General features: G+C 34.1%; 32 protein-coding genes. 23 read left to right on the top strand and 9 right to left on the bottom strand.

What is annotated here, in order from left to right:
- The first annotated feature begins 17 nt into the window (after nt 1-17).
- From E2583_RS03780 to E2583_RS03740, 9 genes are all read left to right on the top strand, one after another.
- On the top strand, nt 18-503 hold the full coding sequence (locus E2583_RS03780; RefSeq protein ID WP_291593329.1) for a hypothetical protein: 486 nt from the start codon (nt 18-20) through the stop codon (nt 501-503).
- A 92-nt stretch (nt 504-595) separates the two neighbouring features.
- On the top strand, nt 596-931 hold the full coding sequence (locus E2583_RS03775) for an H-NS histone family protein (RefSeq protein WP_194596703.1): 336 nt from the start codon (nt 596-598) through the stop codon (nt 929-931).
- 188 nt (nt 932-1,119) lie between these two features.
- The gene (locus E2583_RS03770; protein WP_227592122.1) at nt 1,120-1,782 is read left to right on the top strand and encodes a hypothetical protein; all 663 of its coding nucleotides are present in this window, start codon (nt 1,120-1,122) and stop codon (nt 1,780-1,782) included.
- 19 nt (nt 1,783-1,801) lie between these two features.
- Entirely contained in the window at nt 1,802-2,818 is a 1,017-nt protein-coding gene (locus E2583_RS03765) for a hypothetical protein (RefSeq protein ID WP_291593328.1), read from the top strand.
- Nucleotides 2,819-2,824: 6 nt separating this feature from the next.
- The gene (locus E2583_RS03760) at nt 2,825-3,625 is read left to right on the top strand and encodes a tetratricopeptide repeat protein (RefSeq protein WP_291593327.1); all 801 of its coding nucleotides are present in this window, start codon (nt 2,825-2,827) and stop codon (nt 3,623-3,625) included.
- Between the two features lie 382 nt (nt 3,626-4,007).
- Nucleotides 4,008-4,790 carry a hypothetical protein gene (locus E2583_RS03755; protein ID WP_194596700.1) on the top strand — a complete coding sequence of 261 codons (783 nt, stop codon included), beginning with the start codon at nt 4,008-4,010 and terminating at the stop codon, nt 4,788-4,790.
- A gap of 72 nt (nt 4,791-4,862) precedes the next feature.
- Nucleotides 4,863-5,519: a hypothetical protein gene (locus tag E2583_RS03750; protein ID WP_194596699.1), complete on the top strand. Its 657-nt coding sequence runs from the start codon at nt 4,863-4,865 to the stop codon at nt 5,517-5,519.
- 9 nt (nt 5,520-5,528) lie between these two features.
- Nucleotides 5,529-5,903, top strand: coding sequence for an ASCH domain-containing protein (locus tag E2583_RS03745; RefSeq protein ID WP_194596764.1), 375 nt, complete (start codon nt 5,529-5,531; stop codon nt 5,901-5,903).
- A 29-nt stretch (nt 5,904-5,932) separates the two neighbouring features.
- Nucleotides 5,933-6,223, top strand: a complete 291-nt coding sequence (locus E2583_RS03740; protein WP_194596698.1) for a hypothetical protein — start codon at nt 5,933-5,935, stop codon at nt 6,221-6,223.
- 10 nt (nt 6,224-6,233) lie between these two features.
- Here the strand turns inward: E2583_RS03740 and E2583_RS03735 are convergent, their stop codons facing one another.
- The 3 genes from E2583_RS03735 to E2583_RS03725 are packed head-to-tail and all read right to left on the bottom strand — an operon-like array spanning nt 6,234 to nt 8,455.
- The gene (locus E2583_RS03735; RefSeq protein ID WP_194596697.1) at nt 6,234-6,518 is read right to left on the bottom strand and encodes a hypothetical protein; all 285 of its coding nucleotides are present in this window, start codon (nt 6,516-6,518) and stop codon (nt 6,234-6,236) included.
- A 27-nt stretch (nt 6,519-6,545) separates the two neighbouring features.
- Nucleotides 6,546-7,409: a tetratricopeptide repeat protein gene (locus E2583_RS03730; RefSeq protein WP_291593321.1), complete on the bottom strand. Its 864-nt coding sequence runs from the start codon at nt 7,407-7,409 to the stop codon at nt 6,546-6,548.
- Complete coding sequence (locus E2583_RS03725; protein WP_291593319.1) at nt 7,406-8,455, bottom strand: hypothetical protein; 1,050 nt, start codon at nt 8,453-8,455, stop codon at nt 7,406-7,408. Before E2583_RS03725 ends, E2583_RS03730 begins: the two co-directional genes overlap by 4 nt.
- Before the next feature lie 96 nt (nt 8,456-8,551).
- Here E2583_RS03725 and E2583_RS03720 point away from each other — a divergent pair, with 96 nt between their 5' ends.
- The 5 genes from E2583_RS03720 to E2583_RS03700 all read left to right on the top strand — a co-directional run bounded on the left by E2583_RS03720 (nt 8,552) and on the right by E2583_RS03700 (nt 13,064).
- Nucleotides 8,552-9,289, top strand: coding sequence for a nuclease-related domain-containing protein (locus E2583_RS03720; RefSeq protein WP_194596694.1), 738 nt, complete (start codon nt 8,552-8,554; stop codon nt 9,287-9,289).
- A 71-nt stretch (nt 9,290-9,360) separates the two neighbouring features.
- Nucleotides 9,361-10,161: a hypothetical protein gene (locus E2583_RS03715; protein ID WP_291593316.1), complete on the top strand. Its 801-nt coding sequence runs from the start codon at nt 9,361-9,363 to the stop codon at nt 10,159-10,161.
- A gap of 550 nt (nt 10,162-10,711) precedes the next feature.
- Nucleotides 10,712-11,011 (top strand): hypothetical protein, encoded by a 300-nt coding sequence (locus E2583_RS03710; RefSeq protein WP_194596691.1) that lies wholly within the window; start codon nt 10,712-10,714, stop codon nt 11,009-11,011.
- 18 nt (nt 11,012-11,029) lie between these two features.
- Nucleotides 11,030-12,658 (top strand): LPD1 domain-containing protein, encoded by a 1,629-nt coding sequence (locus E2583_RS03705; RefSeq protein ID WP_291593315.1) that lies wholly within the window; start codon nt 11,030-11,032, stop codon nt 12,656-12,658.
- 124 nt (nt 12,659-12,782) lie between these two features.
- The gene (locus tag E2583_RS03700; RefSeq protein ID WP_291593313.1) at nt 12,783-13,064 is read left to right on the top strand and encodes a hypothetical protein; all 282 of its coding nucleotides are present in this window, start codon (nt 12,783-12,785) and stop codon (nt 13,062-13,064) included.
- A 62-nt stretch (nt 13,065-13,126) separates the two neighbouring features.
- On the opposite strand, the gene E2583_RS03695 is transcribed toward E2583_RS03700, so the two are convergent.
- Nucleotides 13,127-13,546, bottom strand: coding sequence for an H-NS histone family protein (locus tag E2583_RS03695; protein ID WP_194596689.1), 420 nt, complete (start codon nt 13,544-13,546; stop codon nt 13,127-13,129).
- A gap of 1,722 nt (nt 13,547-15,268) precedes the next feature.
- Between E2583_RS03695 and E2583_RS03690 the strand changes: the two genes are divergently transcribed.
- The 3 genes from E2583_RS03690 (at nt 15,269) to E2583_RS03680 (ending at nt 16,201) form a co-directional block, all read left to right on the top strand.
- A complete protein-coding gene (locus E2583_RS03690) occupies nt 15,269-15,688 on the top strand; it encodes a hypothetical protein (RefSeq protein WP_291593311.1) in 420 nt (139 codons plus the stop codon).
- Nucleotides 15,689-15,788: 100 nt separating this feature from the next.
- Nucleotides 15,789-15,953, top strand: a complete 165-nt coding sequence (locus E2583_RS03685; protein ID WP_194596687.1) for a hypothetical protein — start codon at nt 15,789-15,791, stop codon at nt 15,951-15,953.
- A gap of 47 nt (nt 15,954-16,000) precedes the next feature.
- Nucleotides 16,001-16,201, top strand: a complete 201-nt coding sequence (locus tag E2583_RS03680; RefSeq protein WP_194596686.1) for a DUF5348 domain-containing protein — start codon at nt 16,001-16,003, stop codon at nt 16,199-16,201.
- A gap of 22 nt (nt 16,202-16,223) precedes the next feature.
- Here E2583_RS03680 and E2583_RS03675 read toward each other — a convergent pair whose 3' ends face one another.
- The 5 genes from E2583_RS03675 to E2583_RS03655 form a co-directional block, all read right to left on the bottom strand.
- On the bottom strand, nt 16,224-16,667 hold the full coding sequence (locus E2583_RS03675; RefSeq protein WP_291593308.1) for a hypothetical protein: 444 nt from the start codon (nt 16,665-16,667) through the stop codon (nt 16,224-16,226).
- A gap of 15 nt (nt 16,668-16,682) precedes the next feature.
- Nucleotides 16,683-17,093: a hypothetical protein gene (locus E2583_RS03670; RefSeq protein WP_194596684.1), complete on the bottom strand. Its 411-nt coding sequence runs from the start codon at nt 17,091-17,093 to the stop codon at nt 16,683-16,685.
- Nucleotides 17,094-17,095: 2 nt separating this feature from the next.
- A complete protein-coding gene (locus tag E2583_RS03665) occupies nt 17,096-17,557 on the bottom strand; it encodes a hypothetical protein (protein ID WP_227592120.1) in 462 nt (153 codons plus the stop codon).
- Nucleotides 17,558-17,808: 251 nt separating this feature from the next.
- The gene (locus E2583_RS03660) at nt 17,809-18,315 is read right to left on the bottom strand and encodes a hypothetical protein (protein WP_291593306.1); all 507 of its coding nucleotides are present in this window, start codon (nt 18,313-18,315) and stop codon (nt 17,809-17,811) included.
- Nucleotides 18,316-18,441: 126 nt separating this feature from the next.
- Nucleotides 18,442-19,227: a hypothetical protein gene (locus tag E2583_RS03655; RefSeq protein WP_291593305.1), complete on the bottom strand. Its 786-nt coding sequence runs from the start codon at nt 19,225-19,227 to the stop codon at nt 18,442-18,444.
- A 248-nt stretch (nt 19,228-19,475) separates the two neighbouring features.
- Between E2583_RS03655 and E2583_RS03650 the strand changes: the two genes are divergently transcribed.
- The 6 genes from E2583_RS03650 (at nt 19,476) to E2583_RS03625 (ending at nt 23,834) form a co-directional block, all read left to right on the top strand.
- On the top strand, nt 19,476-19,997 hold the full coding sequence (locus E2583_RS03650; RefSeq protein ID WP_194596680.1) for a hypothetical protein: 522 nt from the start codon (nt 19,476-19,478) through the stop codon (nt 19,995-19,997).
- 23 nt (nt 19,998-20,020) lie between these two features.
- Nucleotides 20,021-20,458, top strand: coding sequence for a hypothetical protein (locus E2583_RS03645; protein ID WP_194596679.1), 438 nt, complete (start codon nt 20,021-20,023; stop codon nt 20,456-20,458).
- A gap of 44 nt (nt 20,459-20,502) precedes the next feature.
- Nucleotides 20,503-21,054: a hypothetical protein gene (locus tag E2583_RS03640; RefSeq protein ID WP_194596678.1), complete on the top strand. Its 552-nt coding sequence runs from the start codon at nt 20,503-20,505 to the stop codon at nt 21,052-21,054.
- 208 nt (nt 21,055-21,262) lie between these two features.
- Nucleotides 21,263-22,528, top strand: a complete 1,266-nt coding sequence (locus tag E2583_RS03635) for a hypothetical protein (RefSeq protein WP_194596677.1) — start codon at nt 21,263-21,265, stop codon at nt 22,526-22,528.
- Nucleotides 22,528-22,809 (top strand): hypothetical protein, encoded by a 282-nt coding sequence (locus tag E2583_RS03630; protein ID WP_194596676.1) that lies wholly within the window; start codon nt 22,528-22,530, stop codon nt 22,807-22,809. The genes E2583_RS03635 and E2583_RS03630 overlap by 1 nt, the downstream gene beginning before the upstream one ends.
- Nucleotides 22,810-22,820: 11 nt before the next feature.
- A complete protein-coding gene (locus E2583_RS03625) occupies nt 22,821-23,834 on the top strand; it encodes a hypothetical protein (RefSeq protein ID WP_291593303.1) in 1,014 nt (337 codons plus the stop codon).
- The last annotated feature ends 8 nt before the right edge of the window (nt 23,835-23,842 follow it).

The raw sequence follows: 23,842 nt of genomic DNA, 5'->3' as shown, positions 1-23,842 counted from the left end.
AAGAAAAAGAGTCAAATATGTTGAATTTACTTTTATTAAGTTTTGTTTCTGTTTTTTTGGTTGTCTGGATCGTTGTATCTTTTAAGTCATTCGATTTCAATAGTCCAGTTTATGCCAGTTCAATAACGAGACTCCAACTACAGTTGTGGCGATCTAATTTTATAGCGAAGCAAATCGCCGTGGGATCGGTAGCTATTACATTTAATGTAATACTAATATTGGCGATTTTTGTGGATAAGAATTATTCAGAACAGATATTTCGTGGTCCAAGCTTGCCATATAGTGATGTCTTTGTACTGTTACTGTTGTGCTTTGGAGGGCTGACTTTATTTGCTCATTCAATTACTCAAAAAACCTTATCTCAATTAGAGACCCAAAAAGCTAATCTTTCAGCAATGTTGGTGGATAAGGTAAAACGGTTTAATCAGATGTTTAATTTTGGAGTAGTTTGCTTTGGGCTAATCTTAGTCTTGCAATTAGTCTATAAATCAATAAATATGTAAATATTTTGATAATGTTGTATTTAAAAACTTTATTTAAGTTTTAAATTGCATATAATCAAATTTACCTACAATACATAATGAGTTAGATGTAAATGAAAGAAAGCTTAGATCAAGTTATTGCGGATTCCTCAATCTCAGACCTTGAAGCACTACAAAAAGACATTGCTTCTGCAATTGAAGCTCGTAAAGAAAAAGAAGTTAATGATGCTCGTATTCATGTTCGCGAATTGGCTGCATCTTTGGGTATCTCTTTAGAGGAATTATTTGCGGAACCAACTAAACCAAATAAAAAAGCAGTTAAGAAGGCGGAAGTGAAATATCGCAATCCAGAAAATCATGAACAGTCATGGACTGGACGTGGATTAAAACCTAAATGGTTGGTTGCTGCGATTGAAGCCGGAGCTACACTTGAAAGTTTCGCCGTATAGATTAGGCTGATTTAAAAAAAGGACAATTTTTTTGTCCTTTTTTATTTGTTTGTATATTAATTTTGATTACCGCTTAAATAATTATTCTTTATTATTTGTGTGGTGAAATATTAAATTAATGTTTAAAAAATAATAATTCTGAAATATAATAAGATTAAATTTTAATCAAGCCAAACAAGTGGTGAACTATGTCATCATTTCATCCCTTAAGAATTGAGATAGAAATAATCACTTCTATCATTCATGGTAACTACTATCCAATACACTTGGATGGACTTATCTATTGGGCGGTTCGTAATTTTTCTGATACACATCCTATTGCAATAGAAGAAGTTGATAAAGTTTTTTCGAAATCTAGTGGGGTATATCATGCATCACAAGCTTTGTTCGTGAAAGGTAGAGATTCAAAAATTATTGCAACTGAGGTGGTAAGAGCGACACATTTTCAATGGACGGAATTTTCAGGGAAATTTACCAAACCTAAAAAAAGTATCAAGGAAAATGAAGGTCCATTTAGACGGTTATTTACTGAGAAACTTGCTACCAAAGTAAACAAAATCATATTTTTTGCACATGGTGATGCAGAGAAAATTAAATTTTATCTTAATAGCTTAATTGGCATAGGGCGGTCAGCAAATGCAGGATTTGGAGAGATAGCGAAAGTCACAGTTGAAGATTCTATGGAAGATTATAGTTGGTTCTATGATGATAAATTGAATCGAATCCTCCCAATAAGTATCTTTAACATGGCGCGGAATGAGCCAATTAAATGTTGCCGGTATAAACCGAATTATAAAAGTGGTGATACCACCGACTGTTACATTCCAATTAACAACGTCATTGTTATATAGGATCACGAGAGGTAAACCTATGAAGTATTATCAATTTAAAGGAGGTATTAAGTTAATTCAGCCTTTCACAGTGAACCTGCCAAATACAATTCACTTTCCTGTTGATACTAATGGAAACCCCCTGATGCCCTCTCAGACACTAAGAGGTTGGTTAAGGTTTGCCAGTTATCGTTCACTTTTAGAAGTCATGAAGCAAAGAGGTGAACTATTTTCAATTCATGAACATTATCTTCTTGCGAAGGGTATTGATACTGGAAACTTAATAAATAATGAACGTGCAACAACGATAGGTCTCAATATTGATGTTCGCAAGATAAATCCAATGATGGATTTATTTGGTCGATGGGGTATTTCTGGGGCATTAGGGGTTGGCAGTGCAATTGCACCAATTTCATCTTTAGTTAAATCTGCAAATTCTAGTAGAGGACATATAGCTGATTCGTTTGATGATTTTGACCATTATATAACTGAGGGTGATAAACAGTTGCTTTTAGATATTATGGAACAAGATGCAGAGACAGCACCACAAATACAAGAATTAAAAGCCAAAATTAAAATAATTCAACATGAAAAAAGAAATGCGCCAAATTTTGAGCAAAAAACTGAACTAAACAAACAAATACAGCAGTTGCAAGATAGGGTTGCAGATATTAAGGGAAAAAAGACAGGTTCTAAAGAATCGGTTCGCCGTGTTAACTATGGGCTTGATGTTATCGCTGCGGACTCTGTAGCACAACATACCATGAAATTAACAGGAAACCATTTGGGGTCCTTGCATTTCTTATTTTGGACAATCAGTAAACTACCATTATTTCGAGTAGGAGGTGGTCGTTCATATAACTATGGAGAAGTCGAACCTTTCTGGAAAATTACAGAACATAATTTTTCACATCCGGAGGGCTTTCCATGTGGTGAAATCGGATGGAAAGATGGAGAATTTATAAAAGCTTTGGATATTGATACAGATGTTGATCTAAAGGCTTTTGAAAGCTCTTTATTGGATAAAGAATTATTTAATTTTAAATATTTTGGATAAAAGTAAATGAAAAATAAAAAGCCAATTGTTGTATTGGCAGCAGTAGCATTGTGTTTTGGTGGATTAGGTTATTATTTATCAACTGACTCGAAAGTAGATTCTTTCACAAAAGCAGAAGTAATCACAGACAGCAAATACACGGCTTTAAAGTCACTATATGATTTATCGCAGGAAGGCGTACCCATCGCAATGGGTAAATTGGCTCGTGAATACTATGATGGTGTGAACATTAAGCGTAACGATGAAAAAGCACTTTTCTGGGCGAAAAGAGGATTTGAAAAACAAGACGAATTATCGACATTTATTTTAGCGCGAATGAACTACTATGGTGAGGCAACGCAAGCTGATCCACAAAAGGCAATTCAGTTGTTAGAGCTAATTAAAGATAAAAAATTAGAATACAAATATATTTTAGCCAAAATATACATAGAGGAAGCCAAAAAAGATAAAAACTATATAGGTAAAGGTGTTGAACTAATGATGAGTGCTGCTGATGAAGGTTTTCCTCAAGCTCAATTCGAGATGGCAAACACCTTAAGGTTCGGTGAATTAAATGAAGATGTTGTATTAGATAAACAAAGCTTGTTGAGGCGATCTGCCGAATACTTAGCTATGGCTGCTGCGCAAGATTATAAACCCGCCACCAGACAATTAGGCTTATACTTTTATAACGGAATTGGAGTAAAGCAAGATACTTCGAAGGGTCTGGAATTGTTAAATGATGCTGCGATTAAGGGTGATACCGAAGCAGCTAAAATTTTAAAGGCAAAAACATTTGATCTTGAAGTTAATTCAAATGGTAATTGAAGAAACTGTGCTTGATGTCTTATTTGATTGTGGCGGCGGTTCTAAGTAGGTAGAGAAATGAAGGCTTTTAAGCTAACCATAAGCCATTGATTACGGTAAAAATTCAATTGCTGCCCGACTGAAAATTATTTTTATTTTAAAGGGCAGCTCTCGGGCTTAAAAGCCAATTTTCACAAAGTTAGCCAATTTTTCCAGTCACAACTGATGGTAAGGGACTAAAGAGAATAGAGTATTATAAAAATAGCAGGTGCTTTTGAAATTCAATAATGTAATAAAATATTAATTTAAAATATTTGCGAATATTAACTTATTTAATAATATTAATCTAATATTAATTGTATGATATAATCATGCGAATGAGTTTTTTTATTGAGTGGAAATTGTGAGTTCACTATCTTCAATCTTAGAGTTACATGACTATCCTATGATCTTTGCTTTGCAGGAAGAATTTACAAGAGTGAAGGGGTCGTTTAATTTGGAAAATCAAGCAGCTTCACTCGGTAGCTTTAATATTTTCTTGTCTGAATTTAAGGAATTAGTAAAAGCGGTACATGAAAAAGACTACATAGAGTTGCGCGATGGGATTGGCGATGTGATCACCACTAGCTTAGCTCTAGCATACTTGATTGATATGCAAATAAAAGAAAAGGATTTAAAAGATATTTATTTCAAAGAAACAATTTTTCCAAGAGAAGATTATTTGGGTTATGTAGATGATATTTATGATGGTGTTATTCTTTTAGAAAAAGCGATAGTAGAAAAAGATTTAACTCAGGTGAAGTCACAAATTATAAGAATTCTTGCGCACACTTACCATGGTTTACCAGAATTTGCAAAATTCACGATAAGAGATGATTTGGTAGCGATCACGGCATCTTCTTTGTCTAAGATTTGCCCAACAATTGATGATGCGGAAAAGTCCGTTGAAGTGTATGCGAAAAAAGGATGTGAAACATATTTCAAAAAAACTAATAACGGTTATGCTATATTTTCGAGCAAAGAACAATTCTTTAATGGTGAAACCATTAGTAAAGATAAATTTCTGAAATTTTACAATTGGTCCGCGCCTGTTTTTGATGAAATTACTGATGAGAAAACTGTATGGCAGTGCTATCCAAATGTTAAATTCAAGGCACTGGCTTTATTAGAAAATAGAGCAGCTTAAAAAATTAAGCTCGATCAAATTAATGATCGAGCTAGTTCCTATTTAAATATCAACTAAAAGGATTTTAATTGCATGAAGCGAATTCTGTTAGTAGATATGCAAAGCTTCTTGTGGTCGTATATTAGTATAAGATCACACTTACATAAGTATAAAATCATCATATTTCTTTATTCTAAGGAGCAATTTAGAACTATCAAGTCTCTTAGCCAATTGATAAAAAAAATTGCAAAAGTTCAGTCTATTCAAGATGTACAATTTATCAGGGTTGAAAGTAATGATAGTACAAGCACCATTTATCAGCAGATGTTTAATATAACGAATGACATTAGCGACACATACAATCCACACGATGATGTTTTTCATTTGATGTGCCGTCAATTCCCCCAAAAACCAATTTGTGAAACATTAGAGGATAATGGATTCCTTTATTCTGTAATAAAAGCAAACCCCATATATTTACATTTCGAAAATGAGAGTGAGGCAAAAGAGTTTCTAAAAAACTCCCATGAAAATAATTCTAGGTTTTTAGCCATAAAAGAAAAAAATGTAACATTATATGATCCTAATGAATTAATAAAACAAGATAAATGTGATAAGGATGATCTCATTGATATAGAGCTTTTTAGCCTGTCTGTGGTAGATTTTATGCGTTATGATTTGAGGCACTTTTCATCAACCATAGACGATAAAGAGTTACCTGAAATAAAATCTGATTTGAAGAACCTGTGAGAAATAATGATGAAAATTTTAATTTCAATAAAACCAGATTACGCAGATAAAATTTTAAACGGTAAAAAACATTTTGAATATCGTAAAACAATTTTCAAGAAAACTGATATAAAGAAAGTATTAATATATGCAACTGCTCCCGTTGGAAAAATTATTGGGGAATTCGAAATTGATCAAATAATTTCAAATTCCCCAAATCAGGTATGGGAGGAAACAAAGCATTATTCAGGGATTAGTGAAGATTTTTTCAATGAGTATTTCAAGGGTAGATCGTTAGCTCATGCTATAAAAATTGCTAACGTAAAAGCATATAAAACACCTATTAGTCTAAATGAACTTAAAGAAGGACTCAAAGCACCTCAATCGTTTGTTTATATAAATTAATTACACTGCACCAGATACCAGAGGTCCCTATGCGTATTGATACAACTCTAGCTCCGTTTATTAGCTCAGATGATAGTGGAGAGGTCTACGGAATATTTAGTTATGGTTGGCATACAGAGGAAGCTTTAAGATCAAAATCCATTGAGAAGTATGGATTAAAACATTGGGTAGTTGATGATTTATTGAATATGGGTGGCTATTTTAAACAAGAATATTTCACTTTAAATGGAGACAACCTTTTAATCCCTGCTAAACGTAATAATAAAGGGTTTCTGCCTAATAATAGTTTTCCTGTATCTATGTGGCATCGATTAATTTAACAGCTATTAATTATATAAGAATTTCGTCTTTTTTATTGGCAGCCGATATATTTTTTTTAGATTTTCTACTTTTTTTGTACTTTTGAAGTTTCGTGACAATACTAGGGTTTCGATCCGAGATATAAACAATAAACTCACGTATGATATTTTTGTCCAAGTAATTCTTGAATCTTGCTTTGGGTTCTTCACTTAATTTTAGACTAATAATATCAATATCACTCTCAGTTAAAGTGTGAAATAGGTCTGGTGTTCTTTCATCTCGTAATTTTTTGATTTCTATTGTTTCTTGTTCCATTACATTTTCCCTTCATAAAATTTTAAATTATATTTTCGAATCAATTGATTCAAGAAAGTCTATCGCTTCTCGATGACCTTGTTTAGCCGCCATTTTCATTAAAACGATCCCTTTTTTTCTATTCTGCTCAAAACCATTACCTTTGTAAATTAACATACCCAGTGCATATTGCGCGTCTTTAGAGCCGGTTTCTGCTGCTTTGATACGCATGTCCAAACCTTTCCCAATATCAGTTTTTATGCCAAACAAGCCGTTTTCATACATCCCTGCCAATACTTGTAATGAAGGTGCAAAGTTTGCTTCCGCAGCACGATGCAGCCAATCTAAAGCAATGTTCCTTTCTGGTTTAGTCAAGCCATCTTTATATTCGAGTGTATAAATAGCTAAAGCATGTAATGCTAATGGGTTGTTTTTTTCGATTCCCTGATTGAGTAGATTCAGAGCTTCTTCTAAGTTTTCTTGAGCATTTTTGTCAGAGGTACACAAACGATGTGTTTTTTCGATTTGTGGATAGAGGGACTTTATATAATTGTCCAAATCACTGACAGGTTCGCCTGAACTTTGATCCATTCTTTTTTGGTCTATATATGCAGTAAAACCATTTAACAGCATTTGCCCTAACAAGGATTCTTGAATACCGGTTGGAGATGGAATACTTAAACGTAAATATTTAATTGCATTATCTGTATCATTACTTCTAATGAAGTGTTTAGCTATATAAAGACAAGCTTCTGAATGACCTTGATTAGCAGAATTTGTGAACCAAGTAATAGCTCTATCTTTTGAATCTGGATCATCATTCTCCATCATATATTTGGCAATGCTAAATTGAGCATTGGAATTGCCCCTGATCGCCTTTACATACGTGGTTAATCGCTCAAAGTAGTTCACTGAGATTTACCCCATTTTTTTTCTTGTTCTTGCTGCATCTGTCTGTTCCCTTGTTGGATTTCCTCCCGAGTGAAGTTGTTTGTATTGATACTCAATTGGGTACTTTCTTGTTTTCCACCAACTGTATATCGATCATCACTTATACCAAGTTCTTGACGCATCTGATTCAAAATATGACGTGTAGTATTAATACCTGTAGTTGCATCAACATAGCGTTCGTTATTGTATTGATCCATTTGTTTAGCATTGATATTTTCATCGTCTGCAATGTCCAAACTGGTCATTGGTTTTGATTTTAGTGATGGGGTTATATATATCGGATTCTGAGGCACAAAAGTAGGAATCTTAAGATTTGTAGTTGCTGAATTCGCCAACTCTATCGCAAGACTGTCTTGTATTGGCTTATCCAAGTCATAGAACTCCAATAAACTATTACTTGCGATTACATTACTGATTCGATTGAGTACATCCGAATTGTTAACTGTAACTTTGCGGATTTGATCTGTAAAATTTAAATGAAATAGACGAATTCCATGTTGGCTTTTTGGCAGTTCGAAAAGGTATTCAATAGGGCTTATCTCGTGGACAAGTTGTTCAGAATTTATGAAATGCGTTTGGTGTGGTCCCGTAATTTTATAGAGTAATGGCTGTTGGATAATAAGATTATTTTTATCGGTTAAATAGATGTAATCACAAGAAATCTTATCGTTCAGGGAAGTTAAATTAACTCGAGCAATTTTTACTAAAGGGTTCTTTCTTAAAGTAGATTGATATTCTTTAAGTGACTCGGTTTCATTAGATAAGTAGGATTTGATGCTTTTAGCAATGTATGTCAAGTCGCTAGGTTTTGGCATGTCTAGGTTGATACTTGCTGTGCTGAACTCCTTTTGCTCATTGTTGTAGATATATGATGTGGAGTTATCTAAGCAATCAGTCATGAGGGGGGCAGCTTGATATTTGCTGATTTCGCCTAAGCCACTTGTGCCGCAGCCCACCAAAGTTATAGAAATTGCGCAAACAAAATTAACACGATGACGGTTTTTCATAGCATTTAAATATTAAGATAAACATTAATTTTATAATAACATTTATTATAAAATTTAGTATTATTATTTTAATATTTGCTTTAACTGGTGCATTGTATGGATATTTATTTTCTGTTTATCGGTCTTGCGTTGCTCGGCATTATTCTCTGTATTAAGAACTACTTTGATCAAAAAAGAAAAAAAGAGTTTGGTCGCCAAGGCGAGATCATCGTTGATAGAAAATTAAGATTCTGGTTGGGGTGGGGTGGTGCCAAAATCTATGATGATGTGACATTTATGACGGTATCAGGAAACACAACTCAAATTGATCATATCGTTATCAGTAAAAAAGGAATTTATTGTATTGAAACAAAAAATCTAAATGGTGTGTTAAAAGGGAATGTGGATGAGAAAAATTGGATTCATATCAATAGGAAAGGAAATAAAAATACAATTTACAACCCTATTTTCCAAAATCAATCACACATCAATCATCTTGCCAAAGTATTGAAGGTCGATCCAAGTTCAATTGAAGGTTTTGTGACGAATGTAGGTGATGCGAAATTAAAAGGAAATATCCAGCCGTTATTTGGAAAAGCGGCAATTGAAAAAGGTACTTGGTTCATTTTTAGTTTATGGCTGCGATCTAATAATGATTATACAAAGGATGAAGTTTTAGGTTTTGTGGAAAAATTAGAAGAAAAAATTAAACAAGCTGATGAAAATATGAGAGAGAACCATGTTGACTATGTGCGAAAAATGAAGGGGGACCACTCTGGCTCTTTCATTTTACGATACTTATATTTTGTTATAGCAATCTTAATTGCATATATTATTTATAGAATATTTTACTAAATATTTATATTAATGATTTATAATTATATTAATATTGTACTGCTAATGATCATTCAAGAATGAGAGCCAATATGAAAAAATATGTGATATTTGGTGCAATCACGGCACTCTCTGTTCAAGTCGGCGCTGCTTCTTGGCAACCAATCGCTATCACTAAAACTGGCACGAAAATGTTTGTTGATAAAGATTCCATCTTGATCAATGTGAATGATCCCAATGAAATTCTCTACAAAAGCCGTTTAGAGTCAGGTAGCGATCAGGACGGGTTGAAAAAAGGAGAGCTGTTAGTTGCTAAAGAAACGATAAATTGCGCAACAGGTACTAAAACACTTTTTGCTCTAATTAAGTATAACCCTGCCGGTCAAATTTCATATAAATCTACTGACGATGGCAACGCAATTAATGTGGTTAAAGTCAGTCCAAACACAATCTACTCAGATGTGATGAACTATTTATGCCCTTTATTGCCAAAAAATAATCCTCAAAAAGAGGTTATACAATCGGTCCCGAATTTCAGAACAGATAATAAAAATATCTGGTCCTTTGTTACGCAGGATGAGAATGTTTTAGTTCAGGTAGATGAAGCATCTATCTCGGCGAATACAAAAAATAAGATGGTAGCCTTTACAAGTAAAATGACATCTAAAAGTAATAATTCATCTTACTTAGGTAAGGGACAATATTTTATTGCAAAAAATATGGCTGATTGTGAAAAAGGGACGATCGCTCGTCTGTATGTTTCAAAATATGATAGGAATGGAACTCAACTCTCAGAAGAACGATATTCATTTTCTGAAATCAAGTACCGTATAGCAAATGAAAGTAAAATTTCAGGCGCAATTCAAAAGTATGTCTGTAAATCAGTTAGATAATTAATAACTAAAGATTTCTTAAGGAAAAAGTATGCAAAATCGATATGTTGGTCAAAATCTAAAAACCAATGTTTCCAAATATTTGGAAACACAAAATCATCATTCATTCCTACTATCAAGTCGGTACCATGTTTATATAACTGATTCCATTAAAGATATACAGGTTTATAAAAAGCATGTGGAGTCTTACTCAGCATTAAGACGGTTCTTAGATCAACATCAATCATTAATATTTGTTAGGTATTTCAGTGAAGAATCTGGAATGTTCAATATTGAGGGAGTATCAGAGGCAAATTTAATATTCGAGTTAAAAAAGGTTCTATATACCTTCCTCGTAGAAACTACAAATATTCTTACTCGGAATAAGTATGTAAGTGAAGAACTGTACAATATATTTAAAAACTATATATTACAAGAAGTTAATGATTTGCTTGATGAACTGAAAGTGTTCACTGATGATTCGGAACACTTTGAGATTTACACAAGTCAGAATTTAACGTTACCAGATTTTAATACATCCGTTTCGTTGATGAATTAGGTTAGGCAAACAATGGCATCTGAATTTATTGTAAGTGCCGGACTATGGCAAATAGACTGTTCAAAGTTGGTTAGTTTTTTTGACCATAATCATACCGGTAAGCATACAAACTTCACTGTCGAGTATTTGGCGGGTCAATACGCATACTATGCTTCAACATCAAGGGACAGTGTAAATAAAAGAACCTTCAAGGATGAACTTAAATTTCTTAAGGAACTAGGAATAGTATTTGATGTCAATTCAGCTTTAGAACATGCGATTCATTTTAGTAAAATGCTAGATAACCCCTCAGCAAAATTGATTTGGCTTTAATGGGATGGTAATAGCCAGATGAATGACGGAAATTTACAGGATTCAAGTGACTATATCGGTGATATAGGTGAAAAATTTGAAGGTGCTAAGAAAGATTTGGCATTACCTGTTCATTTCACATTGAATCAGACTGGAGGTCAAATATCCAAAAGGAGCCTCTGGACTCGACCAAACTTTCGAGATGATGTTAAGGGGGGGTTAAATACCGGTAAACACGCCGTTTTATTCATGGTAATTTATGAAAATTTATCTAATAAGCCTTTAGATGGAGGTTGGTTTAACTTATCGGCAACGATCTGGCGTGAAGCCTACATAGAAAGCATTGAATTCTTGAAAAATGCTTATGAAAATTCGCATTATGAATCAATTGATATTCTGAGAAATCATTTTAATTCCTTTATAAAAAACAAATACCCTAATTCAAAAAATGATATAGAGCGTTACGCAGCCGGTAAAACGACAAGAAGAAAAGTAGCACATCCATTGAGTTTAAATATGGAGTCCAAACTAAGGTTGGATAGTTTAGAGGCTTTAGGTTGGTTTGATGATGAAGATGTATTGGATAGTGATAATTATGGAGCCTGTATTCTGATAGATAGTAATACCAAAAAAAAGGCTTGGTTCGCCGTGAAATCTGCTACACCTAAAACAGTAAAGACATTGGATGGGTGGACTGAATTTTCAACATTTAAGGAGGCTATGGCACAAGCGAAGAAGATATTCGATAAAGAAGTATTGACTGGTCGAAAAAATAAGCCAAAGGAAAAAAAGGAGAGAACCAAACCACCAGTTCGCCCATGTTTCGATAGACCATATATCCGTCAAGGTCCAGATTACAGACAAGGTGGGCTTATATCAGTTGAAACATTTGCTGAAACTTTTAAATTTCGTGGAGTTGAATTTGGTAATTGGGTAACTCAATCAGAAAGACAAGGATTTATTGATGCAACCTATGATGCATTTATGGACCTAACTCGTATTTTTGGTTTACCACCGACTTTTGCTTCTTTGGGCGGGACTCTGGGGATTGCTTTTGGGAGTCGTGGGAAAGGAGATAGTGTTGCCGCACATTTTGAACTGGATCAATGGTTAATCCATTTGACTAAAACAAAGGGTGTGGGGGCATTGGCACATGAATTTGGACATGCTCTTGATGCGTATTTAGCCAAAAGAAACAAAACAAACTCAAAATTCCTATCAGAAGAATTTATTTATAGTATTAAGGACCATCGGACTTTTCTTAGAGAGGAAGCTCGATATATAAGAAATATAAAGGACCAAACAATGATCCCAGATTTTATGTTTTTGATGCAAAATATAGTTTATAAAAAATACAATGGATCATTGAGTAAAATAAGTGAATATTCAAATAATGCCGCACGATTGGATGCTGCAACCAAAAAGCTTTATTGGGCAGAACCAACTGAACTTTTTGCTAGGGCATTTGAGACATGGATGAGTGATCGGTTAATTGAAGAAGGACAAATAAATGAATTTTTGGTTTATGGGACAGATCAAACGCCGTCAAGTTGGAATGCTAAAGTAAGCATGTATCCAGAATCAGTTGAACGAGAGCAAATAGTTATGGCAATGGAAAATTGGGTAGAATCACTGGTTAAGCCATGGAAAATTCTAAAGAAAGATTAAGATATTCATGCAGCCGAGTAGTTTATAAGCACTGAGTAAAATTATAGTTTACAGATATATTTTATTGTTTTTAATAATTAATGTTTAATGATACATAATCAAATTATAAGCAGATAGGTTTTCTATGAAAGTTAAAGTGATAAATTTGAGTGGTATAAAAAGAGTAGTTCGTGGTCAGCTAATAGATGAATTAGATGTTGATTACACACAAAATTTAAACGATTTGAAAACTGACTTAGACATTGCACTTGAAGCATGGCTTGAGGTCAATCAAACTAAGATGTTTGGTTTTATAAAAACAGCTTTTAAAAATATACATATTCATCAGGGTAGTGGTCATTTAGATATTGTTGATGATGGTGTCGGGTCACTTAATTGGCTCATAGTTCAAGATAATCCAGTTTGAGTACAATTTAAAAAAAGCAGCCAGTTTTGGCTGCTTTAATGATGTAGAAATGATTTGAAAATTTATTCCTGATCTTCTTTCTCTGCCGGTACCAAGAATTCCTCAAGTTCACGACCTTTACTAAGGTAATCTTGAATCCAGATTGGTTTTTTGCCGCGACCAGTCCATGTATTGTTTTGGTTTTCTGGATCGATATAGCGAACATCAACTTTCTTACGTTCTTTACGTGCGGTTTTAACAAGCCCTTGCGCTTCGATCGCGACCAAAAAGTCTGGCAAGCTACCGAAACCAAGTGCAATCACACGTTCTTCAAATTCATTATAAATAGCGAGGTAATCTTCTTTTCGTTTTACATCAGCCATCATGTTTAAATTTTTGATAACACTTTCGATGTCATTGACATCACGGTCCTTCAAGAGTTCTTTGAACTGTTCTGTTAAGTCCGTATTATCTTGAGCGATCTGAGTTGCTTCTTTACTCATTTTAAAAGCCTCATTCTTAAAATCGGGAAAAGATTAATTTTGAAATTAATATTTCGGAAATAAAAAGCATTAGAATAAAAATACTATATATATTGCTTAAAATCAAATAAATTATTAACTGTGGGGGTAGTTAACCTACTGAAAAAAATAATTATTATGTGCAGTACTCGCAAATTCTGGTCATTTTCCCGACTGCATGCGCAGTGGTTTTTTTGGTTTAATATTTTAGTTTTTTGCTATTTATTTACAGCAATTATATAAATCTTTGTGAATATTTAATTATACTTATCTAGCGGCGGGGCATAGCGTTCATGAGCATGAATTAGTGTAAGTCTAGTATTAAATTTAATTTTAGATTTAATCCGCCCTAGAGCTAGGGTTTGCCCCGCCGCCGCCACTATCCCACTTATAGCTTCCTATTATCTATTTATAGTCTTCTATTTTTAAAAATTTAGCTCTCTATACTTATAAAATACCTTTCTATTGTTCTTGTTACGGCTTTCTATATTGCTAAATTCTGGCGGCACCGCGCCCGATCTACTGCCTACTTTTAAATTTCAATAGTTGTTTATATTTAGATGGCTATATCCTTAAGAGTTACCTATATTCTGCTCTATTGCCTCCTATTCGCTTTGTATTAGCTTTCTATATATGAGTTGATGATTTGACACATTGCTTCGTTTATCTGTTGTTACATCGCATGTGAGGGTGCTTCCTTGCTTTATATAGTCAGCTATATTTGTATTTATAGATTTCTAAAGGATAGGGGATAGTTTCCTATTTTAAAGTTATGGTTCCCGATTTGATTTTTATAGATACCTATAAGGCATTGTGAATTCCTATGCCATTTTTATAGAAAACCATGGTGCTTTATAGCAGTCGGGATTGTATGGTTTAAATGCGTTTATTTGAGTTTTCCCATATTTGTGGTATATGCTGGTAGGGCGCGGCGAAAATTTTTTTAAAATTTCCCGCCGTGGACCTTACCAGAGCGGTCGGAAAAATGCGCGTGGCGATCGCAGCAAGTAGGCTATCATTTTGAAAAAAATTGGGGCTTTTCCTGATAGTTTTTAAGTGGGTTAAAATAGCTATTTTAGTGATGCCATTACCCATCTAGGATTTATAAAAGTCGCTGATTTAATCCACGAAATTTTTAGGCTTCAATCCATAGTGGCATTTAAATTTGCTAAATATTTCTCAATCATTAATCTATTTATATATTTTTTATCGATTTTAGTTTTTACTCATAACTGTAAATCTTTAAGAGCGAAACAATTCTCACACCGTGGTCTGGTTTATTTTTTAACTGGTTTCAATGAAGCTTACACCAGGTCTTTTTCCGGAGAAGTCCTATCTCCAAAAACCGTTGTGAACTTTACCTCGATCGCTAATCTTATCCGGATCAGGAAACAACAGTCTCTCCAAACAATAGCCTTTAGGATACAATGGTCTAAACTTTACTTAAGACATAAAAAATGACAAAACACTGGCTAGTACTCATCTTTAATCTTTTAGTTTTTGCACTGGCTTTAATTTTCATGGTTTGGCTGTCTTTCACGCTATACATTGAGTATAACTACAACAACAACGTACCAGACTTGAAAAAAGCTATTTTTTCTTTTGGGCTTTCTTTATTTGTTTTATATATTACCAAGAATAAAGTTAAGCGTACGTTTAGCGTTATTTCCAGTTCATGAAAACTAATGATTCAAAGGATGTGTTATGCGTAATCAGATTCGTGAAAAAGATGATGGTACCTTCGAGATTGGTAAATGGCTTATCAATAAAGAAAACAAGGTCATGTTTATCGAAGTTGCTGAGGCTGACGATCTTAAGCAAGCAATAGATTTAGCTGACGTTTACGATGATATGGATTTTCAACAAGCAAAATTCGAAGTTGACCGGATTGGCGGTATTGATACCGCGCAAAAAATCTTAAATGAATTGGTTGAAACAAAAACTGTCGCTGTATTTTTCAAAAAGGATAATTTTCATTTGGATCAACTACGGTACGTGGACCAAGCCGCTTTTGAAGAATGGATGGATATAACATCAAAAAACAATGGCATCTCTAATGAAGATTTTGTAGGGGAATGGGAGCTGAAAAACAATTTAAAAACCATCCGTTTTTTGAGTCTATAAAAGGTCTGGACTCAATTGGTATTTACCAATTTTAACATGTTAGTATGATTTATCGACTACCTTCACTTGAAGGGCTAATCAATCCATAAAGGTGGCTAGTATGAGTACAAAGGTTAATGATTCTCCAAATAAGCTCGATGAGACTGCTGAAAATTTTAAAAAAACATTGAAAGAAGGTCAAAACCAATACAGTGAAGCAAGAAAAAAAGCTGAGGAAACTATCAATCGTGGTGCAAGCATTACTAATCATAAAATAAAACTTTGATTTAGTTTATTTGAAACAATCAATTAATCGTTCGCATGGAGTAATGTATGTCTGCTATAAAAAATGCTATTGGTCGTATTGAATGTGATGGTGTTGAATTCACAAGCGGTGATGTGGTTGAAGTTCTTATAGATGATAAGTGGCTCGAAACACGGATCGAACATAATGGTCGTGATTATTATTCAATTGATAATTATCAACTCATTGGTAATCAAGTGCGCTACTCACAACAAAGGAATTCATATTGACCACTGATGCTTGAAAGTTTTTTTAAGGCTCAGTATCACTACGTTTGCCCAATTTAAGTTCTTCTTCTGTAGGGTGCCGGATTTGGTCTAAAGGGACGAGGTAGTAATCATCTAACATCGCCATGCCAGTATCGTTATAAATTAGTGTAATTGTCCTTATTTCAGCTTCCATAGGCTTGAACGCAACGACTTTTGAACCAAGTGTTAATGACCTTGTATAGTTGCAAATTGCGACCCAAAGACGGGAGTGATCAATAAGATCATCCTCTGACTTTGGATCACATATCAACCATGATTCTTTTTTTGCATCCCAATACTTCCATTCGCCGTGATTATCCATTTGGAAAAAAGTCTTTAAACCAATATCAAAAAAAATATCTTGAGAGGCTTTTCCAGTTACCACGGCTCTGGCTGCTTCTATACCACCCATCTCTTTAATAAGATCAGGTTGCTCCATGTCACTCATGAAATTAACCTCGGTTCATGATTTGGATTTAGGGCTTAATACAATGTGATAAACCTTTATGCTTTCATCTTCTAATGGCACCATGCAGATCGCACTTACTTTAGTTGCGTCTTGGTTAGCCACGTAAAAAGAGTGCATTTTTAATTCCTCTTTGCATTTTGCTAAAAGCTCTACGGCATACTTTTCTTGGGCTGCTTCTTTCGTTTTTGTAGTTGAGCCAACAGTTTCGTCCATTGTATATGCTGATTTTAAGCCATATTTATTAGCTGATTTGTCTAATAATTTGGTTACTTGAGCATTCATTGCATGAACGAAATCTCGCTTAGGTTGAAATATAAATTTCTGGATCAGGTTATAAACAATTATGTACATGCAATAGAAACCGGCGAATATAAGCAGCGAGTTCACAAAAATTTTAGTAATCATGATTATTTGTCCTCAACCTTAGAATTTTCTTTATAAGCCGGTATATGTTCTATCAGTACTAATTGACCTTCGTAGACGGTTTCATAATATTTATCTTTAGCCATCTTAGGACTTAATAAGTGAAAATAACCCTTAATTTTGAGTGTTTTTGGATCATAGTGTATATGCGGGGTGACTTTTGAGAACATAAAGTCATCTTCGACTCTTAATGGGTCCTCGATAAAAACTCTTTGGGATTTTTCTTCATCTATTACACTTTTGTGCCCGTTGGAACTCACTTCATACATAACAACAGTGTGATCCGATTCGAGAATTTTTTTTACAACTGCATAGTGAAAATATGGTGTTCCTACAAAATCGAATCTAATGATTAACGGTCTGAGTAAACGCAAAACAAGGCATACAGTCCCTATAATAAGACCGGTAGTAAAAGGATAAGTTTCTATAAAGTTAAGTAAATTCATTTATCTGCCATGGAGTTAATGTTCGTAGTTGCATTGTTCAAAAGAGCATTTTCTAATACTTCAACCGCCCATGCAGGACAGGGACGGGATGACGGCTTATCAGGATCGTTAATCCACGATCGAACTGTTCGAACTGAACAAGGTCTTTTAGTCTCTGCGCATATCAGAGCCGCACTCTCTGCTTGGGTTATTTTATAAGTTTCGAGCAATTCTATATATCTTTCTCTACTGGTCGGCATAGGTTCATTCACCTACAATGCAGATTTTTTTGTGTATGTAATTTCGATTGTCCCCAATGCGGGTTCTCCTAATTCTTTCATTAGCTGTTTTGCTACAGATAATTGAAATTTGTCTTGAAAACCATACCTAGTTAGATCACAACCAGTAAGAGGAAACATCAGCAAAGTTAGAAATGAACTCAAGATCAATGATCTATTTAGTATGTAAATGAATAAATCTGTATTCTGCTGCGGGCTATTAGATTGAACAAGCGAAAAAAAATCTGTAATTATACTTGAATCAAAAAGGGTAAAAATTAATGCAATCGCAAACCAAATTGCAGGAACACTCATAATAATTCTACTCATTACAATAAAAACTGTATGCAAATAATTAAATGCTTGAGCTATATAGTTTTTATAGTTTCGAAAAGCCTTTCTCCTCATATCTAAATAATCTTGTAGTGGTATCGATCCTACTTCAATTGAATTCACATAAATCCGTGCCACATCAGAAATCCTAATTTCCGCTTTTTCCATGTAATCGCTCCAGAGCAAAGGAAACTATTTAGGCATTTGTGCCTATTGAGGAATATAGGCATTTGTGCCTATTTTTGTCAATTGGCTGATGAAAAAAAACCATGCCAAGCATGGTTCATGTTTACTTTAACTTTCATGGGGCATATTGGATGTCTGCACAATATCTTTGGTGCATTCTTTTAGCTCAGTAAATGATAATCTTTTTTTTTCCATCGTTGAATCGATTAGCTTGGATAAAACTGCGCCGTTAGCATTAAAAAATTCGGACAGGACTCGAATTTGGTTTTTTTTTAAATCTAACAAAAGTTGGGTGTTATGTTGTTGTTCAAACGAATTTTCCGGATCGTTGTAAAATATATCATCGTCTTTATGACGCAGATAAGTTCTGGCAAGTTTGAACCAATGATCTAAATCACTTTTGCACCCATGTACAAGACAATTACCATCAAAGTAATGCTTCTCTGCTTGCATCCCACCCAATAAAATTAGCATTTTTACTTCCAGAATCTTTGGACTTTTATCATCTATCTCTGAATTGATTTGATAAAAAATATAACCTTGCCTCAAACTTTCTAAATCTTTATCAAATATTTGAAGGGAAAGGTCTTGAAATAAAGATTTGAAATTCATTGCCACAAGTGCATGACCAAGTTCATGAACAGTAATTTGCTTTAAATCACCCTTTTCAAGAGGTTTGTATGATGTGAAAGAATAATGATTACTCAAAAATTCTGGTTCAATATCTTTTCTTTTGCTGTGAATTAATTTGAAAATTGTATAAAAAACAAGTGCAATTGTGAGGATTGAAACTAAAATATATCCATCTTTGCTAAGGCATTGCCCAAAAATATAAATATACTCCTCTACAGGACAAAAATGCCCATAAAATTCATTATTTAGACTGCTTCCCATACTTTTTTATACCTCGATTTTTTGTCCAAATGCACAATCTCGTTAAATTTCTACAAGTTCATTGAGCAACATTTAGATTCTAATGCAAATCAAACATCACCCAATACTATGTGCAAATATTTTATATATAAAAACATTAAAAAAACGTTTTATTATATTCTAATATTAATTAAGCTATTAATGATTTATTTTTTTAGCTTAACATTAACCATTACTTAGTCCTTAAAGACTTAAGAATGAGGTGTATCATGCGAGTGCTATCTCTTAGTAAACATAAAAAAATGAGCTTAAAAGAATATGAAAACTATGTACTTAGTGTCGTGCCTTTACCAATTGAATTAGCTAAAGATTTAGAGAAAAAACAGAATAGGTATGAAATCAAATTCATGGCAATTTTTGTTATTTTGTTCCATATCTTAATTATAGGTCTTTTCCTATATTTCGGGCATGTCTCATTAGGTCAACGAAGCTTACTGCTTTGCATGGGTACACTGCTAATATTCAGCATACTTTGGATCATCGACTATCGTCATCATTCGAAATACACGGCGACACTACTTCCTTATGGATTAGAGATAGGTTCTATAAGTACAAAAAAAATGTTAGCTGATAATTATTTAGCTATCAATGAAATCGATAACATGGTCTTGTTGGATAAACTATCAAAATTCATTAAATATCGAGAAGATGGCTTACTAAATATGGATTTTTACGCCCTAAGAATTGATGATTATTTTGAAATTATCAATCTGGAAGGTCAACTGGAATAAAGTTTTAAAGTAGGACGTTTATTATGAATGCAGAACATATTGTTACCTATATGAATGCAATTTTCGAACGACAAGCATTTGAAAAAAATTACATACAAAAAGGTGGTGATATAAGCCTTCTTGTTTGGAAGCAAAGCGATGATGGTACTGGTAGATATGATCCCAATTGGTCCTTAATAGACAATGATGATCCTATATATAAAGAGAAGATTTCTCAACTGGCGGAACAAGTAACTGGTTGTTTAATAAGTTGGTTAGAGTGTGCAAAAACTAAAATGATTCCAGATGGATACATCTTAATGCCTAAAGAGCCAACACAAGAACTAATCGATAATGAAATGGAAGGAAAAGTTTTGCCCGCCGTCATGGGTTCACATGAACGAGCAGTTGAAAACTTTAAAATCCGGTATAGAAAGATGATCGCTGCGCAGTCAAAAATTAATTTACTCTCCACCGACTAACTCATTGTTTTATTCCGTTTGATTGAATAAATAAGGACCAAATCATGCAATATGCACTTATGAAAGTTTCTGATAACGCAATGGTATTAATGGATGCCAGTGAAGCTCAAGCACTTTACACATACAAGGGACAAATTACAGATGTACCAGAACCAGATGAAGAAAATTTGCCGTTAAAAGTAGTCTATGGCGCATACAAGCCTCAACACGGGAAAGGTCTTGAGGAAACCATTGAAAATCTCAATGCTTCTAAAGGTTTCTGGCATGGTCATGTTAAAGATGACAAATGTTATAAAATTGCAGTAGTAGATTTCATTACGCTTGATCCAGTTATGTTAGGGCAAAGCTTTTACATTCCCTTTGCTTCCTTAGTTTCCACAAATATTGATCTAAAGAATAAATCCCGTACTTTTGCGATCACAACATTTCTACGGTATGAGAATAGAACTCCTGCTGAAAATATTCTCAATCGAAATGGTGTTTTCTCTATTGCCTCACAAGAAAACCGCATCAAAAATGAGATTGTCACCGAGAAAAATTGGAAAGATTTTGTTGATATGAACCGTGCGAAACGAGCAGCTTCTAAAATTTTCTAGTGACCATCATGATAAGGAAAAGGTGATACCTTTTCCTTTCAAGTTGATATTAATTCCTAAGATTCAATGATTTCTATAAATATATTATAAAATTATGTACTTAAATAAAATAATTCAATCAAAATATATACCGCAAAAATGATATAGACTTAGCTGCAAATATTTACTATACTCTTGTTAATCATTTATTTTAATTATTAGAGTATCTATGTCCGACCTAGTATTGAAATCTCCTTTGTTTACGAGTTTAAATTTTAAGTATTCCCAAGACTCAGTTATTCGTTTTGTGGGTAAACGAAATATCCCTTTTTTTGACTGTCATCAGGTCCCAGAAGAAACGCTCATCCAATTACTCAATTTTGCAATTCAGCAATCTGATGAGCCATTTCATGTTTCATACTACACTTATAAAGCAGGGGTAACTTTATTTATCACCCATGATAAATTAGTTTCCAAACCGTTCTGGTTTAATCAAATTGAATACACTGAGCTTTTCCGTGCTTCTGAAAAAACCAGTTATTTATCTTTGCCGCTAACTGAGAGTTTGGTCAAACAAATTGATAAAGCTAGTAAAACCATGAAAATTAAGAAAGCTCATTTGATGGTACTTGCAACCTTGACTGAGTTTTCACCAAATCCATGGTCGGGTGATAGAACAGCTCCGTTTGAAAGCTTGATTGACTGTGCCATGAACCTACAATCTCATACTGTAGAAAAGCCAGAGTTTGACTGTTCTCATGAACCCAAAAACCTGTCGTGGACAGAGATTGCTGACGGGTTAAAGAATATCGTTGGCAAAAATAGTTGTGACGAAAAGAAAATTAATGCTTTCATTTTAAAAGCAAGAAAGACTTTTGCTGAATATAAAACTAATTTAAAGTTTCAGGATAAATATGACGAACTTCGTTACACGATAAGTGCCTATCGTGCAGATGGTCAGCTAGTTCACGAAGATAAAGTTCCAATTCAATTTAACCTCCGAAACTTAGATGCGCTTTTCGCACAAAACTTGGAGTACTATAAACACGTACTTTATCTTGAGGTCAATGATCCATTTGAGGATGAAACTTTCATCTATTATCCGACTTTGACGAATATCATGGATAACGAAAAGCCACAATCAATTTTCTTTTCTATTCCGGCATCATTCTTCTATTGGTTAATTACTATATGCGGAGCTTCATTACGTTCCCGAAATAGTACATTGCGTCAAGCAGTTCACAACTTCATTACAAATTGGAAAGATCAGTGGGATAGCATTCCTACAAGTCAAAAGAATAGTGTAATTGAAGCATTTTCTAATTTTAGAAAGATCGCTCAAGACAATGATGAAATAGAAGAAGCAACTGAGGAAGTTAAACGCCCACGAGGTAGACCACGTAAATATCCAATTGACTCTGCTCCAGTTGATGAAAAAGTGAAAAGACCTCGTGGTAGACCGCCAAAAGCAATTTCTGCAAAAGGGAAAAATTAATGTCAGGAAGTGCTTTTGAACTTTCTGTTCCAATTGAGAAAATTGAAACAGAACTGGCAGGAATTGAGTTAGCACTTATAGAAGCAATTCAAGCCCATTGTGAAAAGAACGAAATTGGTATTCGGCAGCTCGCTTCTTTAGTAGGATCGAGTGTCGGTAAAGTTCACTATCATTTGGGTGGAGGTGGAGACTCAACTCTCTATAATTTACTGTTAATTGCACAGAAAATAGGGCTTTCTGGCTCAATTACATTAGAGTTAAACCCAAAGGCTGACCAATAAGGGTATTCCGTATGAATAAAGATTATGATTTAAAATTTACAGAGGTTTCATCAGAAGAAGAAGCCTTACTGATTGTTCAGTCTGAACCAACAATTGTTGCAAGCTTTCCTGAAAATTTACTTACTGATAATGTTTTGTTTGAGGCACTTAGACGAGACCATCGTGTTTATGGCATGATCAATCGAATATTTTTCTCTGATGACTTGGTTAATCGACTAATTCTTGATAATCCGCAAAGGGTTTTTGAGAATCTGAACTTATCGTTAATTAAGCCAAAGCATTTGCTTAATTTACTAAAAGTTGAAGGTTTGGCTATTCAGTTTATTCCTGAGTCGATGTTGACTACTGAATTATGTACTATAGCTATTGAACAAAATGTGGAAGCGCATGAATACGTCCCTTTACAGTTACGTGATGCGTCTTATATCAATAAGTTAATTTTACAGGCACCAGAGTACGTCCGCCGAATCGATATTGAACAACGTGACTCAGGAATATTGAAACAAGTAGTTTTGGATCATCCTTTCGTAATTGAATTCATGGTTATGCCGGATCGTACACCTGAAATTTGTGAGGCAATTATGCAACATGATCCTAAATGGATTGCATATTTTCCCGAGCCTGTATACGACAAGCCTGCTATGCTTGAAAAGATGTCACAGTTAGAGTATTTCAGTAACCCGAATGACAAAGAGGTTTTTGATTCGGAAATCGTAAGAAAGTCACTGGCTGAATATTTGTTCACGAAAAATCCAGAGTATTACCATCGTTTACCTTTAGCTTCAAAAACTTGGGATATGGCGGTGGCTGCGGTGGAGTATAATCCTGACAACATCTTGAATACGCCTACTTCCTTAAAAAGAAGTGGCAAACTTTGGGAAATTGCTTTGAAACAAAAACCCGAATTTTATAAGACCATACCACTAGATCAACAAAGTGATTCAATTCGTATTTTTATCGCCAGAGAAAAAGCACGTAAAAATAATACTTCACTGGTTTCATCTTTAAGTGAATCTGCGAACTAAAGGAGACT

It is taken from the genome of Comamonas sp. (assembly GCF_009360615.1).
Taxonomy (GTDB): domain Bacteria; phylum Pseudomonadota; class Gammaproteobacteria; order Burkholderiales; family Burkholderiaceae_C; genus Comamonas.
The sequence above is the reverse complement of the archived record's forward strand: the minus strand, read 5'-3'. Positions and strand labels throughout refer to the sequence as shown.

Coding starts and splice junctions, on each gene's coding strand:
- E2583_RS03780 (WP_291593329.1), top strand. CDS start 18: ATGTTGAATTTACTTTTATTAAGTTTTGTTTCTGTTTTTTTGGTTGTC.
- E2583_RS03775 (WP_194596703.1), top strand. CDS start 596: ATGAAAGAAAGCTTAGATCAAGTTATTGCGGATTCCTCAATCTCAGAC.
- E2583_RS03770 (WP_227592122.1), top strand. CDS start 1,120: ATGTCATCATTTCATCCCTTAAGAATTGAGATAGAAATAATCACTTCT.
- E2583_RS03765 (WP_291593328.1), top strand. CDS start 1,802: ATGAAGTATTATCAATTTAAAGGAGGTATTAAGTTAATTCAGCCTTTC.
- E2583_RS03760 (WP_291593327.1), top strand. CDS start 2,825: ATGAAAAATAAAAAGCCAATTGTTGTATTGGCAGCAGTAGCATTGTGT.
- E2583_RS03750 (WP_194596699.1), top strand. CDS start 4,863: ATGAAGCGAATTCTGTTAGTAGATATGCAAAGCTTCTTGTGGTCGTAT.
- E2583_RS03745 (WP_194596764.1), top strand. CDS start 5,529: ATGAAAATTTTAATTTCAATAAAACCAGATTACGCAGATAAAATTTTA.
- E2583_RS03740 (WP_194596698.1), top strand. CDS start 5,933: ATGCGTATTGATACAACTCTAGCTCCGTTTATTAGCTCAGATGATAGT.
- E2583_RS03735 (WP_194596697.1), bottom strand. CDS start 6,518: ATGGAACAAGAAACAATAGAAATCAAAAAATTACGAGATGAAAGAACA.
- E2583_RS03725 (WP_291593319.1), bottom strand. CDS start 8,455: ATGAAAAACCGTCATCGTGTTAATTTTGTTTGCGCAATTTCTATAACT.
- E2583_RS03720 (WP_194596694.1), top strand. CDS start 8,552: ATGGATATTTATTTTCTGTTTATCGGTCTTGCGTTGCTCGGCATTATT.
- E2583_RS03715 (WP_291593316.1), top strand. CDS start 9,361: ATGAAAAAATATGTGATATTTGGTGCAATCACGGCACTCTCTGTTCAA.
- E2583_RS03710 (WP_194596691.1), top strand. CDS start 10,712: ATGGCATCTGAATTTATTGTAAGTGCCGGACTATGGCAAATAGACTGT.
- E2583_RS03705 (WP_291593315.1), top strand. CDS start 11,030: ATGAATGACGGAAATTTACAGGATTCAAGTGACTATATCGGTGATATA.
- E2583_RS03700 (WP_291593313.1), top strand. CDS start 12,783: ATGAAAGTTAAAGTGATAAATTTGAGTGGTATAAAAAGAGTAGTTCGT.
- E2583_RS03695 (WP_194596689.1), bottom strand. CDS start 13,546: ATGAGTAAAGAAGCAACTCAGATCGCTCAAGATAATACGGACTTAACA.
- E2583_RS03690 (WP_291593311.1), top strand. CDS start 15,269: ATGCGTAATCAGATTCGTGAAAAAGATGATGGTACCTTCGAGATTGGT.
- E2583_RS03685 (WP_194596687.1), top strand. CDS start 15,789: ATGAGTACAAAGGTTAATGATTCTCCAAATAAGCTCGATGAGACTGCT.
- E2583_RS03680 (WP_194596686.1), top strand. CDS start 16,001: ATGTCTGCTATAAAAAATGCTATTGGTCGTATTGAATGTGATGGTGTT.
- E2583_RS03675 (WP_291593308.1), bottom strand. CDS start 16,667: ATGAGTGACATGGAGCAACCTGATCTTATTAAAGAGATGGGTGGTATA.
- E2583_RS03670 (WP_194596684.1), bottom strand. CDS start 17,093: ATGATTACTAAAATTTTTGTGAACTCGCTGCTTATATTCGCCGGTTTC.
- E2583_RS03665 (WP_227592120.1), bottom strand. CDS start 17,557: ATGAATTTACTTAACTTTATAGAAACTTATCCTTTTACTACCGGTCTT.
- E2583_RS03660 (WP_291593306.1), bottom strand. CDS start 18,315: ATGGAAAAAGCGGAAATTAGGATTTCTGATGTGGCACGGATTTATGTG.
- E2583_RS03655 (WP_291593305.1), bottom strand. CDS start 19,227: ATGGGAAGCAGTCTAAATAATGAATTTTATGGGCATTTTTGTCCTGTA.
- E2583_RS03650 (WP_194596680.1), top strand. CDS start 19,476: ATGCGAGTGCTATCTCTTAGTAAACATAAAAAAATGAGCTTAAAAGAA.
- E2583_RS03645 (WP_194596679.1), top strand. CDS start 20,021: ATGAATGCAGAACATATTGTTACCTATATGAATGCAATTTTCGAACGA.
- E2583_RS03640 (WP_194596678.1), top strand. CDS start 20,503: ATGCAATATGCACTTATGAAAGTTTCTGATAACGCAATGGTATTAATG.
- E2583_RS03635 (WP_194596677.1), top strand. CDS start 21,263: ATGTCCGACCTAGTATTGAAATCTCCTTTGTTTACGAGTTTAAATTTT.
- E2583_RS03630 (WP_194596676.1), top strand. CDS start 22,528: ATGTCAGGAAGTGCTTTTGAACTTTCTGTTCCAATTGAGAAAATTGAA.
- E2583_RS03625 (WP_291593303.1), top strand. CDS start 22,821: ATGAATAAAGATTATGATTTAAAATTTACAGAGGTTTCATCAGAAGAA.